The 15,388-nt window shown below is 67.3% G+C and carries 16 protein-coding genes; 12 read left to right on the forward strand and 4 right to left on the reverse strand.

Annotated elements, in window-relative coordinates; all coding sequences use genetic code 11:
* The first annotated feature begins 125 nt into the window (after nucleotides 1-125).
* The 5 genes from Q9R39_RS09920 (at nucleotide 126) to Q9R39_RS09940 (ending at nucleotide 5,225) form a co-directional block, all read left to right on the forward strand.
* Nucleotides 126-521 carry a helix-turn-helix transcriptional regulator gene (locus Q9R39_RS09920; protein ID WP_058251517.1) on the forward strand — a complete coding sequence of 132 codons (396 nt, stop codon included), beginning with the start codon at nucleotides 126-128 and terminating at the stop codon, nucleotides 519-521.
* A complete protein-coding gene (locus Q9R39_RS09925) occupies nucleotides 518-1,012 on the forward strand; it encodes an SRPBCC domain-containing protein (protein ID WP_058251516.1) in 495 nt (164 codons plus the stop codon). Before Q9R39_RS09920 ends, Q9R39_RS09925 begins: the two co-directional genes overlap by 4 nt.
* Nucleotides 1,013-1,023: 11 nt before the next feature.
* Nucleotides 1,024-1,632 carry a TIGR03086 family protein gene (locus tag Q9R39_RS09930; RefSeq protein WP_311277417.1) on the forward strand — a complete coding sequence of 203 codons (609 nt, stop codon included), beginning with the start codon at nucleotides 1,024-1,026 and terminating at the stop codon, nucleotides 1,630-1,632.
* Nucleotides 1,601-3,079 (forward strand): sigma 54-interacting transcriptional regulator, encoded by a 1,479-nt coding sequence (locus tag Q9R39_RS09935; protein WP_058251515.1) that lies wholly within the window; start codon nucleotides 1,601-1,603, stop codon nucleotides 3,077-3,079. Before Q9R39_RS09930 ends, Q9R39_RS09935 begins: the two co-directional genes overlap by 32 nt.
* 142 nt (nucleotides 3,080-3,221) lie before the next feature.
* A complete protein-coding gene (locus Q9R39_RS09940; RefSeq protein WP_311277418.1) occupies nucleotides 3,222-5,225 on the forward strand; it encodes a VWA domain-containing protein in 2,004 nt (667 codons plus the stop codon).
* Between the two features lie 60 nt (nucleotides 5,226-5,285).
* Here Q9R39_RS09940 and Q9R39_RS09945 read toward each other — a convergent pair whose 3' ends face one another.
* Nucleotides 5,286-5,984, reverse strand: a complete 699-nt coding sequence (locus tag Q9R39_RS09945; protein WP_058251513.1) for a hypothetical protein — start codon at nucleotides 5,982-5,984, stop codon at nucleotides 5,286-5,288.
* A gap of 193 nt (nucleotides 5,985-6,177) precedes the next feature.
* Between Q9R39_RS09945 and Q9R39_RS09950 the strand changes: the two genes are divergently transcribed.
* Complete coding sequence (locus Q9R39_RS09950) at nucleotides 6,178-6,816, forward strand: DUF1707 domain-containing protein (RefSeq protein ID WP_175404315.1); 639 nt, start codon at nucleotides 6,178-6,180, stop codon at nucleotides 6,814-6,816.
* A 6-nt stretch (nucleotides 6,817-6,822) separates the two neighbouring features.
* On the opposite strand, the gene Q9R39_RS09955 is transcribed toward Q9R39_RS09950, so the two are convergent.
* Nucleotides 6,823-7,758, reverse strand: coding sequence for an AEC family transporter (locus Q9R39_RS09955; RefSeq protein WP_058251512.1), 936 nt, complete (start codon nucleotides 7,756-7,758; stop codon nucleotides 6,823-6,825).
* Between the two features lie 61 nt (nucleotides 7,759-7,819).
* Here Q9R39_RS09955 and Q9R39_RS09960 point away from each other — a divergent pair, with 61 nt between their 5' ends.
* The 4 genes from Q9R39_RS09960 (at nucleotide 7,820) to Q9R39_RS09975 (ending at nucleotide 10,737) form a co-directional block, all read left to right on the forward strand.
* Entirely contained in the window at nucleotides 7,820-8,554 is a 735-nt protein-coding gene (locus Q9R39_RS09960) for a DUF4190 domain-containing protein (protein ID WP_058251511.1), read from the forward strand.
* A 151-nt stretch (nucleotides 8,555-8,705) separates the two neighbouring features.
* Entirely contained in the window at nucleotides 8,706-9,656 is a 951-nt protein-coding gene (locus Q9R39_RS09965) for a DUF4190 domain-containing protein (protein WP_311277419.1), read from the forward strand.
* Between the two features lie 180 nt (nucleotides 9,657-9,836).
* The gene (gene rpmF / locus Q9R39_RS09970; protein WP_004020060.1) at nucleotides 9,837-10,010 is read left to right on the forward strand and encodes a 50S ribosomal protein L32; all 174 of its coding nucleotides are present in this window, start codon (nucleotides 9,837-9,839) and stop codon (nucleotides 10,008-10,010) included.
* Between the two features lie 118 nt (nucleotides 10,011-10,128).
* Nucleotides 10,129-10,737 carry a TRIC cation channel family protein gene (locus Q9R39_RS09975; protein ID WP_311277420.1) on the forward strand — a complete coding sequence of 203 codons (609 nt, stop codon included), beginning with the start codon at nucleotides 10,129-10,131 and terminating at the stop codon, nucleotides 10,735-10,737.
* Nucleotides 10,738-10,819: 82 nt separating this feature from the next.
* Here Q9R39_RS09975 and Q9R39_RS09980 read toward each other — a convergent pair whose 3' ends face one another.
* Together Q9R39_RS09980 and Q9R39_RS09985 are read right to left on the reverse strand one after the other, a co-directional pair.
* Nucleotides 10,820-11,743: a hypothetical protein gene (locus Q9R39_RS09980; protein WP_058251509.1), complete on the reverse strand. Its 924-nt coding sequence runs from the start codon at nucleotides 11,741-11,743 to the stop codon at nucleotides 10,820-10,822.
* Between the two features lie 125 nt (nucleotides 11,744-11,868).
* Nucleotides 11,869-12,639: an SDR family oxidoreductase gene (locus Q9R39_RS09985; protein WP_058251508.1), complete on the reverse strand. Its 771-nt coding sequence runs from the start codon at nucleotides 12,637-12,639 to the stop codon at nucleotides 11,869-11,871.
* A gap of 193 nt (nucleotides 12,640-12,832) precedes the next feature.
* Between Q9R39_RS09985 and Q9R39_RS09990 the strand changes: the two genes are divergently transcribed.
* Together Q9R39_RS09990 and Q9R39_RS09995 are read left to right on the forward strand one after the other, a co-directional pair.
* The gene (locus Q9R39_RS09990) at nucleotides 12,833-13,756 is read left to right on the forward strand and encodes a diiron oxygenase (RefSeq protein ID WP_065630222.1); all 924 of its coding nucleotides are present in this window, start codon (nucleotides 12,833-12,835) and stop codon (nucleotides 13,754-13,756) included.
* Complete coding sequence (locus tag Q9R39_RS09995) at nucleotides 13,756-15,375, forward strand: FAD-dependent oxidoreductase (RefSeq protein ID WP_211540831.1); 1,620 nt, start codon at nucleotides 13,756-13,758, stop codon at nucleotides 15,373-15,375. The genes Q9R39_RS09990 and Q9R39_RS09995 overlap by 1 nt, the downstream gene beginning before the upstream one ends.
* Nucleotides 15,376-15,388 lie beyond the last annotated feature (13 nt).

Below are 15,388 nucleotides of genomic sequence, written 5' to 3' on the forward strand. Positions count from 1 at the left end.
TGGGAGTTCTCGTATGCCACTCAGTGCGTCGTACACGAGCCGGGACCAGCTTATTCAACCGAGGGGTTGACAAGGTCGACGATCCGGCGCACCATCGTATTCAACCAAACGGTTGAGGAGGTCGGATGGCAGACGAGTTGTCCAAGGTGTTCGCCGCACTCGCGGACCCGACGCGGCGCGACATGGTTGCGCGGCTGGCGGTCTCGGATGCGACGGTCAGCCAACTCGCCGAACCGTACGACGTCAGCATCCAGGCCGTCTCGAAGCACCTGAAGGTGCTGCAGGACGCCGGCCTGGTGACCCGAACCCGGGAGGCCCAAACCCGTCCGGTCCATCTGGAAGCAGAGGTGTTCGACCTCATGACCAAATGGATCGAGCGGTACCGGAAGCGGGCGGAGGAGCGCTACCAGCGCCTCGACGCGTTGCTCGCCGAGATGAACGACGGCCCCGAGGCCCAGCATCCGACGGTGTCGGACCCCGAGGTCGAACAACCACTCCACAAGGAAGGAAAGGTGTCATGACCGCAACCCAGACCCGCTATCCCGAGGCCGCCATCGAAGCCGATCAGGAGGTGCCGCTGATCCGGATCACCCGCGACTTCCGCGGGACGCCCGCGCAGCTGATGAAGGCCCACACCGACCCCGAACTCTTCGTCCGGTGGGTCGGGCCGGACGCGATCAGCAGCCGGGTCATCGAGTGGGACGTCCGCGACGGCGGCAGCTGGAGCTATGTCTCCACCCACGAGGGGCAGGAGTTCGGATTCCGCGGGTGCTTCCACACCGTGGGCGAAGACAAGATCGTGCAGACGTTCACCTTCCTCGGCATGCCCGATGCGGTGTCGCTGGAGACCCTGTGGTTCGAGGATCTGGGCGACGGCACGACGCGGCTCCACGCCCAATCGCTGTGCGACAGCTTCGAAGCGCGCGACGGTTGGCTCGCCTCGGGCATGGAGGTCGGCGTGAACGAGGGATACGCCGCACTCGACCGCATGCTCACCGAGGGCGAGATCTGATCGTGTCCGGCGTGACCCTGCCGGAACTGGATGCATCGTCGCGTCACCGAGAGGTGGCCTCCGACTTCGCGGAGGCCATCGCCGACGTCCGCGACTGGGAGGTGCCGACGCCGGTCGACGGGTGGGTGGCACGCGACGTCGTGGCCCACCTCGTCGACTGGTTCACCGGCTTCCTCGCCGCCGGTGGGGTGGCCCTGCCCGCGGGACCCGCTGTCGCCGACGACCCGGCCGGGGCGTGGTCACAGCACGCCGCCTCGGTGCAGGCACTCCTCGACGGACCGACCGCCGAGGACACGTTCACCCACCCGATGGCGGGCGAGCATCGACTCGTCGAGGCAATCGACCGGTTCTACACCGCCGACGTGTACATGCACACGTGGGATCTCGCCCGATCCCAGGGCGTCACCCCCGACCTCGACCCCGGATTCGCCGGACAACTGCTCGAGGGCATGGCGTCCATCGACGACATCCTCCGCAGTTCGGGTCAGTACGGTCCGAAGGTCGAGGTGGACGCCGATGTCGACCCGGTGAGTCGCCTCATGGGATTCATCGGCCGGGACCCGCGGTGGACGCCGGCGACGAGGAGCGATGACGAGCACGCGCTCGACAACGCGGAGTAGCCTCGATGAGGTGCCAGACGACAACTTCACCACGCATGGCTCCCAGTCGACCGAAACCCGGCATCCGTCACCCCGAACCCTGGGTGAACTGCGTGCCAGCGGTCACGTGCAGCGCAGTGTGCGCGACGAGATCCGCAACAACCTCCTGTCCGCACTCCGCGAGGGGCGCGACCCCTGGCCGGGCATCGTGGGCTTCGAGGCGACGGTCATCCCGCAGTTGGAACGGGCCCTGATCGCCGGCCACGACGTCGTCATGCTCGGCGAGCGCGGCCAGGGCAAGACCCGCATCCTGCGCACCCTCGTCGGGCTCCTCGACGAGTGGACGCCGGTCATCGCGGGTTCCGAGCTGGCCGAGCATCCCTACGAACCCATCACCCCCGGGTCGATTCGGAAGGCCGCCAACCTGCTCGACGATCTGCCGATCGAGTGGCGTCACCGTTCGCAGCGCTACAGCGAGAAGCTGGCCACGCCGGACACCTCCGTGGCCGACCTCGTCGGTGACATCGACCCGATGAAGGTCGCCGAGGGTCGCAGCCTCGGCGACCCGGAGACGATCCACTTCGGGCTCATCCCGCGCTCGCACCGCGGCATCGTGGCCATCAACGAGCTGCCCGACCTCGCCGAGCGCATCCAGGTGTCGATGCTGAACGTGATGGAGGAGCGCGACATCCAGGTCCGCGGGTACACCCTGCGACTGCCGCTCGACGTCCTGGTGATGGCCAGTGCCAACCCCGAGGACTACACCAACCGCGGCCGGATCATCACCCCGCTCAAGGACCGCTTCGGCGCCGAGATCCGGACGCACTACCCGCTCGAGCTCGACGACGAGGTGTCGGTGATCGAGCAGGAGGCGGATCTGACCGCCAGTGTCCCGACCTTCATCACCGAGATCCTGGCGCGGTTCACCCGCTACGCCCGTGACCACCCGTCGATCGACCAGCGATCGGGAGTCTCCGCCCGCTTCTCCATCGCCGGTGCCGAAACCGTTGCGGCCGCGGCGCTTCACCGGGCGACGGTGACGGGCGAGGACCAGGCGGTGGCACGCGTGGTCGATCTCGAGTCGGTGATCGAGGTGCTGCGCGGCAAGATCGAGTTCGAGTCCGGCGAAGAGGGCCGGGAACTCGAGATCCTCGAGCACCTGATGCGCAAGTCCATCGCCGACGCGGTGCGTGCCCACCTCGGCGGCGTCGACATGGCGCCGCTCGTCGCCGCCCTCGAGAACGGCGAGCCGGTGGTCACCGGCGACCGGGTGCGTGCCGACGACCTGCTGGGTTCCATCCCGTCGCCGGACACCACGTCCGGCGTTCTCGACCAGATCGCCGAGCGCCTCGAAGCGGACTCGGACGGGGAGCGTGCCAGTGCGGTCGAGCTCGCGCTCGAGGGACTCTTCCTCGCCCGTCGGATCGGCAAGGAGGCCGACGAGACCGGGCAGACCATCTACGGGTGACCCTTCGTGGCTCGCTTCGCTCGCACCTCAGGGGGCAGGGGCTCGCTGCGAGAGCGAGAGTGCAGGAACCGCCTTTGCTCCCTGAGGTGCGAGGAGCGTTAGCGACGAGCCACGAAGGGTTCGCGACAAACGAGGAGAACACATGGCGCGCAAGAGCTTCCACCGTTCGCGCTACCAGCGGTACAGCGGCGGACCCGATCCGCTCGCGCCGCCGGTCGATCTGCGCGAGGCGTTGGAGACGATCGGCGACGATGTCATGGCCGGCGCGTCGCCGCAGCGGGCGCTCCGAGAGATGCTGCGTCGCGGGACACCGAACATGCGCGGACTCGACAAGTTGCGCGAGCAGATCAACCGTCGCCGGCAGGAACTGCTGAAGAAGCGCAACCTCGACGGCACCTTCGCCGAGATCCGTGAACTCCTCGACCGTGCGGTACTCGAGGAGCGCAAGCAACTCGCCCGCGATCTCGACGACGACGCCCGCTTCGCCGAGATGCAGATCGGAAGTCTGCCGCCGTCGACCGCCCAGGCCGTCGAAGAGCTGTCGGAGTACAACTGGCGCAGTCCGCAGGCGCGTGAGGACTACGACAAGATCAAGGACCTGCTCGGCCGGGAGTTGCTCGACCAGCGCTTCGCCGGCATGAAGGAAGCGCTCGAGGGGGCGAACGAGCAGGATCGGCAACGGATCTCGGAGATGCTCGGCGACCTCAACGAGCTCCTCGCCGCGCACAACCGGGGCGAGGACACCACCGAGGCATTCGACGAGTTCATGGCCAAGCACGGTGAGTTCTTCCCGGAGAACCCGCGCAACACCGAGGAACTCATCGATTCCCTCGCCCAGCGCGCGGCCGCGGCCCAACAGTTCTACAACTCGCTGACCCCTGAGCAGCGCGCCGAGCTCGACCAGCTGGCGCAGCAGGCGTTCGGGTCGCCGGACCTCATGAACCAACTGGCGCAGATGGATTCGCAGCTCCGGGCGGCTCGACCGGGTCTGGACTGGGACGACGCGCAGTCGTTCTCCGGCGACCAGCCGATGGGACTGGGCGAGGGGGCCGCGGCACTACGCGACATCTCCGAACTCGAGGCGCTCTCCGAGCAGCTGTCACAGCAGTATGCCGGCGCGCAGATGGACGACATCGATCTCGACGCGCTCGCCCGGCAGCTCGGCGACGACGCGGCGGTCGACGCGAGAATGCTGGCCGAGCTCGAGAAGGCGCTGTCCGAGCAAGGCTTCTTCGACCGCACCGCAGACGGTCAGCTCCGGCTGAGTCCGAAAGCGATGCGCCAGCTCGGTCAGTCGATCTTCCGCGACATCGCCGAGCAGCTGTCGGGCCGCCGGGGCGATCGCCAGACCCGCCAGACCGGACTGCTCGGCGAGCCTACCGGCGCTTCCCGGGAGTGGGAATTCGGCGACACCGACCCCTGGGACGTCACCCGGACCGTGTCGAATGCGGTGCTGCGCACCGTGTCCGAGACACACGAACCGTCGCTCGCGACGTCGGAGATGGCGCGATCGGGAGTGCGTATCGACGTCCGCGACGTCGAGGTCTCGGAGACCGAGAGCCGTACGCAGGCAGCGGTGGTCCTGCTCGTGGACACGTCCTTCTCGATGGAGATGGAGGGCCGGTGGACGCCGATGAAGCGCACCGCGATCGCCCTGAATCATCTGATCTCCACGCGCTTCCGCAGCGACGAACTCCACCTCATCGCGTTCGGAAGATACGCGCGGTCGATCGACATCGCCGAGCTCACCGGTCTGCAACCGCGGATGGAGCAGGGGACCAACCTGCATCACGCACTGTTGCTCGCCCAGCGGCACCTCCGGCGGTTCCCGAATGCGCAGCCGGTGGTCCTGGTGGTCACCGACGGAGAGCCGACCGCGCATCTCGATCCGAGTGGGGAACCGTTCTTCTTCTATCCGCCGCACCCGCAGACCATCGCGCTGACGGTTCGGGAACTCGACCATGTCGCGCGAATCGGCGCCCAGGTCACGTTCTTCCGTCTCGGCGAGGATCCCGGGCTGGCCCACTTCATGGATCAGATCGCCCGCCGGATCGGCGGACGCGTGGTGGCGCCGGACGTCGACGGTCTCGGTGCCGCCGTGGTCGGCGACTATCTGCGGACCCGGAAGGGGCGTCGGCGCGGCTGATCGACGCCCCGTCGATGAGCGCCGCGGCGACGTCGGCGCGAATGTGTCGGCGCGAGAATGTCAGACGGTCTTCGGCTTTCGGCCGGCGATGATCCAGAGCACGATGCCCACCAGTGCGAGCAGGCCGCCGAAACCGCCGCCGACAACGGCCAGCAGCACGCCGCCGACGCCGCGGAGGATGCCGGACGCGTCGATGGATGCGACGACGGCCGGCGAATCGCACTGGAACGAGTAGGTGCCGGATTCCACGACCTCGAACGAATCGAACGATTCGACCCCGGAACCGTCGAAGGTGAACTCGGTCGTCGAGTTCGTACCCGACGCCAGCGCAGCGGGACCGGTGATCTCGCAGGCGGGTACGCCGTTCGTGCTGCTGCTGCTGAACAACTGGAACTCGTCACCGGCGTCGTAGTACTGCTCGGCGGTGGGGTTGACCTCGAACGCCTTGTCGGCCACGTTCCCGATACCGGCGATCGCCATGACCACCCCGACGGTGACCGACAGGACCAGGATCAGCACACCGAGCAGGGTCAGGATCTTGCCCCACCGTCGCATCCCGGCGCGGTCCTTGCGCGGGGGAGGGGGCGGTGGATACCCGCCATACGCGGCGGGTTGTCCGAAGCCGCCCGACGGCGCGTACCCGCTGTCCGGGTAGGGCGGCTGCTGGGGATGCGATTGGCCGTACGGCGACTGGTAACCCGAGGGCGTCGGTCCCGGTCGGCCGTCGCCGGGCTGCCCGGGATCGTAGGGCTGGCTCATCTTCGCCTCCGATGTACGCCGGTCGGCCGTCCCGCCCGGACTCGTTGAATTATGCCGCTCGGCCGGGTCTTTCGTCGGGCAGTTGGCCAGAGGGGTCGTCGATGCGAGGTACCGGCCCGACGACTCCTCGGGGTCGTCTCCGGGGAAAGATCAGGGTGGTCGTGCCGGACTCGGGCAACTAGGGTTTCCAGACGTGACCCAACCCGGCGATTCACCGATGCCCGACGACCGGCGTGCCCGACTCCGCGCCGCGGATGCGGACCGCGAACTGGTCCACGAGATCCTCTCCGCCGCCATGGCGCACGGCAGCCTGTCCCCGGTCGAGTACGAGGAGCGGGCCGGAAAAGCGGTCCTCGCGAAGACCTTTGGTGACCTCGACGCCCTGACCGACGACCTCCCGGTGGCACAACTCGGCGTCGCGATGCCTGCGGCCAGCCTGTCTCCGGGCCCGCGGGTGACGGGCGGCAGCGCGGACACGGCCGTCCGCCACCGGTTGGCCATCATGTCCGGGAGCGAGCTGTCCGGGACGGCGGTGGTCGCCGATCAACTCACCGCCACCGCCATCATGGGCGGGGTCGAACTGGACCTTCGCGAGGTGGAGTTCACCGCGCCGGTGCTGACGGTCCAGTGCGTGGCGATCATGGGCGGGGTCGAGATCAAGATGCCCGACGGAGTGACCGTCGAGATCGGGGGACTGGGCATCATGGGCGGATTCAGCGGCCGGTCGCGAAAGGCGTCCCGGCCCGGCGCGCCAGTGGTACGGGTGACCGGACTGGCGCTGATGGGCGGCGTCGACGTCAAGTACGTGCCCCGGGAGGAGCCCGACGACTGAGGAAGTTCAGGCGAGCAGCAGGGCGATGATCATGATGGTGGGTATCGACGTGAGCGTCGTGATCAGTGCCGTGTCCCGGGCGAGGATCTGGCCGCGCCGGTAACGGGTCGCGTACACCAGGACATTCTGCGCGGTCGGCAACGCCGCGATGATCACCTGCGCGAACAACGCCTCACCGGTCTGCCCGAATCCCCAACGGGCGATGGCGTAGACGGCCAGCGGCATGACGATCATCTTCAGCACGCTTGCCAGTGCGATGTCGCGGCGGGGGCTCGCACCCTTCTTGAACACCGCGACGCCGGTGAGCGACAGGCCGAATGCCAGCAGCGCCGCCGGCACGGAGGCGTCACCGAGCATCTTCACCGGGGACATCACGGCCGCGGGCGGGCTCCAGCCGATCAGCGAGACCGACAGACCGGCGAGTCCGCCGACGACGATCGGATTGGTGATCGGCGCGACGAGCGAGTCCCGCAGCAGCGATCTTCCCGAATCCCGGTCCAGCGCGGTGAGATCCAGCGCGAGCAACGCGATCGGTGAGTAGATCAGGATCTGGAACAGCAGCAGCGGCGCGATGAACGACGCGTCGTCGAGAACGAAGATCGCGATCGGAAGACCCAGATTGACGCTGTTGACATACGACGACGACAGGCCGCCGATCACGAGTTCGGGAACCGCGCGTCGAAACCACAGTTTGGCGACGACGACGTACAGCGCACCGATCAGAAACGCGCTGCCGCCCGCGATCACCAGCGTCGACGAGAAGACAACCGACAGATCGGAGGTGACCATGGAGTGGAACAGCAGCGCCGGTGTGAAGACGAAGAACACCAGGCGGGAAAGGACTTCGTGGGCGTGGTCGCCGATGACACGCGTGCGCCCGAGGAGATATCCCACCCCGACTACAATGAAGATCACCGTGAAGCCGGAGATGACGCCAGACACCGGTTGAGTCTAATCGTTAGGCTGGTGAACACATCGTGTCGGATCTACATGGGGGTTGTGCGTGAGTTATCCACCGGGACAGGGCTCGGGCCAGGGCCAGGACGACTGGGGTACGGTGCCGAGCTCGGGGTCCTCGGGCAACTCGGGTCCCAACCTCTCCAAGGGTGACCAGGGCCAGGGTGCCGCACCCGAGTACGCGCCGACCGAGTACGGCCAGACCTACCAGCCGGGTCCGTCGTCGGACCCCTACGGCCAGAACGTCTACGGGCAGAACCCGTATGGTCAGGAGCAGTACGGCCAGAGTCCGTACGGATCGCCGGCCGGCAACCAGGGCTACGGGACGCCGAGCCAGGATCCCTACGCACAGCCGCCGGGTGGGTCCTACGGTCAGGTCAACGATCCCTACCAGGCGCCGGCGTACGGCGGCGCGTACGGGTCGCAGAACCCCTACGGCGCGGCACCCTACGGCGGCGGTTACGGATACGCGCCGCCGCAGAAGACCAACGGCAAGGCGATCGCGGCCTTGATCTGTGGCATCGTCGGCGTCGTCTCGCTGATCGCCTGCTTGTTCTTCTCGTTCTTCCTGTCGATACCGGTCGGCATCGCGGCCGTCGTGCTGGGGTTCATGGCGCGACGTGACATCGAACAGTCCGGTGGCACGCAGAGTGGTTCGGGGATGGGCCTGGCGGGGATCATCACCGGCGCGCTCGCCATCGTCGGTGGCGTGGTGTGGACCGTTCTGTTCATCGTCCTGATCGTCGCCGGCGACACGAGCTCCTCCACCTACTACTACTGAACGAATTTCGGGCCGATCCGGGGTCGTGTTCATCGACTCCGGCCCAGTTCGGAGCCCTTTCTCACTAAGCTGTGCGTGATGCACGGCCGGTTGGTCGTGCACGCATCTCCCCGCGTTGTCCCGCTGCGGCACAGCTTGTGAAAGGCATCCGATGACCACTCCGACCGGGGGTAGCGATCCGACGGATCCGGCCCAGGCACCGCAATCCCCACCGTCCGGCCCACCTTCGGACACCTCGGCAACCGACCCGTCGCCGTGGGAACCGACCCAGAAGGCGGCGGTCCCCGACGAGGTGCCGGACTCGGTGCCGGTGACCTCGACACCCGGGACCGGACCGGATGACACGGAGATTCCCGAGTCGCACAGTCCGGCCGACGGTGTCACCCGGGTCATCCGCACCGGTGGACCGTCGAATCCGTCCGCTGCACAGCCGGTTCCGCCGCCACCCGCGCCCAGTGGCCCCGGGGACCCGGGTCCGGGTGGCCCGGCCCCGTCCGGTTACGACGCCACGCGCGTGATCTCGACGCGGTCCCCGGCGGGACCGCCACCGGGACAAGCCCCACCACCTCCCCGGCCGGGCTTCGGTCAGCAGCAGGGATACGGACAGCAGGGATACGGACAGCAGGGATACGGACAGCCGCAGGGTTACGGACCGCCGGGTCAGGGGCAACCCGGACCCGGCCGGCCGGGATATGGACCCCCGCCGGGGTACGGTCAGCCTCCGCAGGGTCCGCCCCAGGGTCGGTCCGGGCAACCGTTCGCCACGCTCGGTGATGCCCGATCCGCGGAATCGGCCTCCGCCGACTCCCGCCCCGCAGGCGGCCGGCCCGTCGACGCCGATGGCCCGTCGACCAACAAACTGGCCGTGGCCGCCCTGGCGGCCTCACTGCTGGGTCTCCTGTGCGTCGGGGTCGGCGGCATCGTCGGGCTGGTGCTCGGCATCGTCGCGCGGAGACAGATCGCGGCGTCGGGTGGCAGGCAGACCGGTGATGGGGTGGCGCTCACCGCGGTCATCATCGGGGCGTTCATCATCGTCGTGTGGGTTGCATACTGGGTGGCCATCGCGTTGACCGACCTCCGATCGCCGTGGGGCTACCTCTGAAGTAGGCGACCCCGGGCGCGTGCGGATCGGCCATTTTGGAATCGGGCGTCCTCGCCAGGTAGTCTGGTCGGGTTGTGTGCCGCGGCCGCGCCGGGTCGAGGGGTGCACTGATGGGGCCGATCCAGTGATGCCAGGCGTCACCACCGGCCACGCAGACCACAGTAGGAGAAGGGCTCAACCATGGCTGTACCGAAGCGCCGGATGTCGCGGGCGAACACCCGTAGCCGTCGTTCGCAGTGGAAGGCGGAAAACCCCGCACTGCAAGAAGAGAAGGTGAACGGCGTCCCCGTGCGGATTCCGCGTCGCCTGGTCAAGGCGGCTCGCGCCGGTCTCATCGACCTGGATCGTCGCTAGCCTCGTTCGGTCGCCGTACCGGCGCCGCACTGTCATACCGATGACCGCCCCTGGCTCGCCCGGGGCGGTCATTCGCGTGCTGACCGACTGGCCTGTCCCTGGATATTGAGGTGATCTCGTGGTGTTCGACGTGCTCAACTTCGCGGGTATCGCGGTGTTCGCGGCGTCGGGGGCGATGCTCGGGGTCCGCAAGGACTTCGACATGTGGGGGATCATCACCGTCGGCGTGCTCACCGGGGTCGGCGGCGGCGTATTGCGCGACGTCCTGCTGGGGATCACCCCGCCCGCGTCGATCAGCGGGTGGGGTCCCATCGTCACCGCAACTGTCGCCGGCCTCGTCGTCTTCTTCTTCCATCCCGCCTTCACGGCACTGCACCGGTCGATACTCGTGCTCGACGCATTCGGGATGGGGCTCTTCGCGGCCACGGGTGCGAGCATCGCCCTCGACGTCGGGGCGAGCCCGTTCGCCGCGACGACCGTCGGGCTCCTCACCGCGGTGGGTGGCGGCGTGCTCCGCGACATGATCTCGAACGAGATCCCGCTCCTCCTCACACCCGCCGACCTCTACGCCGTACCCGCGGTACTCGGTGCCGCCATCGTCGCGATCGGCGCGACGTACACCTCGGTGGCGCACTGGATCTGGCTCGTCGTCGGATCTGTCCTCGCGACCGCGCTGCGCCTGGTGAGCCTTCGGTTCGCGCTGCGGCTCCCGACCGCACGACGCTGACCTTGCCGCAAACCCACCCTTTCTCCGTGAACCCACCCGGTCCGAGCGCGGTGGATCTACGGAAAAGGGGTGGGTTTACGGATCACTCGACGCCGCCGAGTCGAAGTGCTTTCTTGATCTGCGCGTAGAAGCGCGCCTTGTCGGCGAGGTCCGGCCATGTCCACCGCACGACGGTGTACCCCTGCGCGCGCAGCCGGTCCTCACGCGCCTTCTCTTCGACCACCGTCTGCCACGCGGGCTCGTCGCCGAGGCCGCCGCTGTACTTGATCATGCCGTCGAATTCGCCTATCACCCTGTTCGCCAGCAGGAAGTCGACGCGAGCGATGAACACGCCGTGGTCGTCGAAGATCTTGACCTGCTGTCGTGGTATCGGCAGGTCGGGGAACTCGAGCATGACTGCGCGACTGAGGGATTCGCCGATGCTCTCCGACGATGCGTTCGCGTGTGCCAGCGCGCGGCGGAGCATCTCGACCCCCTTGAATCCTCGGCACGAGTCGAGGATCTGTCTCATTCGGTCCGGATCGGCGTCACGTCGAAGCGCGGCGTCGAGCACCGCGAGGGCCTGCCGGTTGGTTCCCAGTCGGGCGACATCACATGCCGTGCGCTCGATGGATGTCACCGTGACCCCGTCGATGACGTCGATGTCCTGCGGCTTGACGGTGGCCTGATGTCTGACGATGTGCTTGGCCCGTTTTCCGACTTTCGGCGACGTCACATGGACCTGCGACAGGTCGGGCCACAGCATCGGCAGCCTGTGCATGGCAGCTGACGAAGTGTGACTGAAGATCCGACCGGGTCGTCCAGCCCTTGCCGCAGCAATGACGGTCAAGCGGTGCTTCTCGACTGCCTGGAGTTCGCTGACCGCGGTGAAGTCGGCCAACGCGCCCGGCCAGAGCCGCACGAGGGTCTTGTTGCCGACCATGTGCTGCAACTGTTCATCACTGATGTGGGTGCCGGCGGTTTCTTTGCGGAGAATCAGGCCATGCGGGTCGGTGGGTAGGTCCATACGAATCAGACGCACGAATGCGCCGTCCGGACCCACCTTCCGACAAACCCACCCCTTCTCCGTAGACCCACCTGGTTCGAGAGTGGTGGGTTCACGCAAAAGGGGTGGGTTTGCGGGTGGTGGGGTTACTGCGCGATGTACTTGTTGACTGCCCGGTTCAGGAAGTTCGGGATGAACTTGGCGGCGTTCTGCAGGAACAGGGTCTGCGCGCCGACGGAGTAGCTGGTGCGGTGCAGCAGTTTGTCCTGACGGGTCGGGTGCACCGACTCCCAGATCTTCTCGGCGACCTGTTCGGGAGTGATCCGGATGCCCAGGGTCTTCGTCGACTTGGCGCCGCCGGTGGCGAGGGCGGTCTTCGCCCACGGGGGCCAGATGCTGACGACGCGGATGTCGTCGTGCTCCCATTCCAGTTCGAGCGCCTCGGTCAGGCCCGCGACGAAGAACTTGGTCGCCGAGTAGACCGCGATGCCGGGCTGGCCGTAGATCGCCGACGCCGATCCGATGTTCACCAGGTGCGCGCCCGGCGTCTTCTTCAGGTACGGGTATGCGGCCTGGGCGCCGAGCGCGACGCCGAGGGCGTCGATGTCGATCTGCCGCTTGATCTGGTCTGGCGTGATGTGGTCGATCTGGCCCTCGTGGAGGATGCCGGCATTGTTGTCGAGGACGTCGAGTGTGCCGCCGGTGTACGAGGTGAACTCGGCGAGAGCTTCGGCCCACTGCTCCGGCTCGCGGACGTCGAGGGTGCCGGTGATGAAGTCGGGATGGTCGGCCTTCACCTTCGCCAGCGCGTCGGCATCGACGTCGTAGACGCCGACTGTCCACCCGTCGCGGCCGAAACGCTCCGCGGTGGCGAGACCGATTCCGGCAGCGCCGCCGGTGATGAAGATGGAGGGCATGGAGGACTCCTTGCAACTGAACGGACGGCTTCGACGCCGCTGACCTGCGAGGACGATCCTCGGCGCTGAACTTACCGGTGAGTATATTCGTCGATTCGTTTACTCGGTCACACGGCGGTGCTATCTTGACAACACGCATTGTCATTACATCGATCATTGTCACGATCGACGACGACCGGGAAGTGAGTTCTCCATGACCGCCGCGATGGAACGATCCGAGAATGTCATCAGTCTCCGGGACCAGGGCACCGAGGAGGTCTCGGCACGGCTGTTGGCGTCGGCCGCCCGGCTGTCGCGCAACGCGATGACCGAGATCGACTGGTCGAAGCCGATGGACCCCACCAAGTACGGGTGCAGTCCGGAATGGTCGTCGCTGTACGGGACCGCGTACTGGGACGAGCTCACCGAGGAACAGCGGATCTCGGTGACGCGCCACGAGTTCGCCTCGATCATGAACATCGGGATCTGGTTCGAGATGATCCTGCAGGAGATGGTCATCCGCGACCAGTACCTCGGCGACTACCACGGTTCGGAATTCCAGTTCGCGCTCACCGAGGTCGCCGACGAGTGCCGACACTCGTTGATGTTCGCCAAGGCGTCGGAAAAGATGGTCGGCGCCTCCTACCATCCGTCGAAGAAGGTCTCGCGCCTCGGCAAGATCTTCATGCAGACCGCGAAGAACGAGGTCGCCTACGCCGGCATCCTGGTCGCCGAGGAGGTCCTGGACGTCTTCCAGCGCGGCTGCATGCGCGACGACCGCGTGCTCGACTTCATCCGCACGGTCAACGAGATCCATGTGCTGGAGGAATCGCGCCACATGAAGTTCGCGCGCGAAGAGGTGCGTGACTCCCTGGAGGGCGTCAGCTGGGCGCGCCGCCAGTTCAGTGCGTTCGCGGTCGCCGTCGGCGCCTACTTCATCGTGACGAGTCTGGTGCAGCCCAAGGCCTTTGCCGACGCCGGGCTCGACGTCGACCGCGCGGTTCGGGAGATGCGCACCAACTCGCACTTCCACTCGATGATCCGCAGCAGCTGCGCGCACCTCATGGAATTCCTCGACGAGGTCGGACTGTTGACCAAGCCCGCCATGCGGTACTACCGGAAAGCGCACATGCTCTGATGTTCGTCATCACCCAATCGTGTTGCAGTGACGCAGCATGCGTCGCCGTGTGCCCGGTCAACTGCATCCATCCGACACCGGAGGAGCGCGGCTTCGGCAGCTCCGACATCCTGCACATCGACCCCGAGGCGTGTATCGATTGCGGCGCATGCGCCGATGCCTGTCCCGTCGACGCCATCTACCCGGCGGACAAGCTCGGCACCCGGGACAAGGTCTTCATCGACATCAACGCGGACTACTACAAGACCAACCCGGAGGTTCGCTCGGGCTGGGCGCCCATCGGTGACGACTCCGCGTCGTCGATCACCTATCCCAAGGTGCCGAAACTGCCTGCGGGACTTCGGGTCGCGCTGGTAGGGACGGGTCCCTCCGGCGGGTACGCCCTGCGCACGCTGCTCGACCGCACCGAGGCGCAGGTCACCGTCATCGACAAACTCCCCACTCCCGGTGGGCTGGTGCGCGCCGGTGTCGCCCCGGACCACCCGGGCACCAAGGGCGTGCTCCGCGGATTCGACCTGCTCTACCGCGACCCGCGCGTCACGATGCTGACCAACGTCACCATCGGGGACGGGCCCGACCAGATCACCCCGTCCGAACTGGCCGAGCATTTCGACGCGGTGTTCTACGCGGTCGGTGCCAGTGAGTCACGGCGCCTGGGAATTCCGGGTGAGGACCTTCCGGGTTCGACGTCGGCCACCGATCTGGTCGCCTGGTACAACGGCGTGCCCGGTGTCGATGCCGGGCCACCGCTGCGCCGCGGAACCGCCGACGACCCGGCGACGGGTCGTGCGGTTGTGGTCGGTACGGGCAACGTGGCCCTCGATGTTGCGCGAATCCTCGTGTCCCCGCCGGATTTGTTGGCCACCACCGACATCGCCGACCGTGCGCTCGAACTGCTCGCCGAGCAGAACGTACACGAAGTGGTGCTGCTGGGCCGTCGCGACCAGGCGTCCGCGGCTTACACGGCGGCCGAATACCGTGCGCTGTCGGAGATCCCGGGTGTCGAGGTCGAGGTGATCGAGGACGCCGAAGGTGCCGATCTCGCCCGGTTCCGTCATCCCGCCGACCCGAAGCGCCGTCGGATCGTGTTCCTGTTCCACAGCAGTCCGGAAGAGATCACCGGTGATTCGCAGGTCGAGTCGATCACGGTGCGCACGGGGGAGGGGCGTCACCACGTCGCCACCGATCTCGTGGTGCGCTCGATCGGCTATCGCTCCACCCCGATCCCCGGTCTCACCTTCGACGACGCGCGCGGCGTCTTCAGCAACGTCGACGGCCGCCTCGTCGACGAGACAGGTGCGATCGTGCCGGGCGGATATGTGCTCGGCTGGGCCAAGCGCGGACCCAGCGGCGGGATCGGTGCCAACAAGATGTGCGCGACGCGCACCGTCGAGGACTTCATCGCCGACGCCGCGGCGGGCCGGCTGCCGCGGACCGAACGCGAGCCCGGAGCCTTCGGTGCGTTGGTGCGCACACGCGTCCGGACGGTGATCGGCTACCGCGGGATGCGGGCCATCGACCGTCGCGAACGGCGTCGCGGCCTCGAACAGGGCCGGCCCCGTGTGAAGTTCACCCAGGTCGCCGAGATGGTGGGCGCCGCGGGGTGGCGTCGGACCTGACGGCCATCGCTCC

The sequence above is a fragment of the Gordonia sp. AC31 genome, assembly GCF_031844505.1.
GTDB lineage: Bacteria > Actinomycetota > Actinomycetes > Mycobacteriales > Mycobacteriaceae > Gordonia > Gordonia hongkongensis.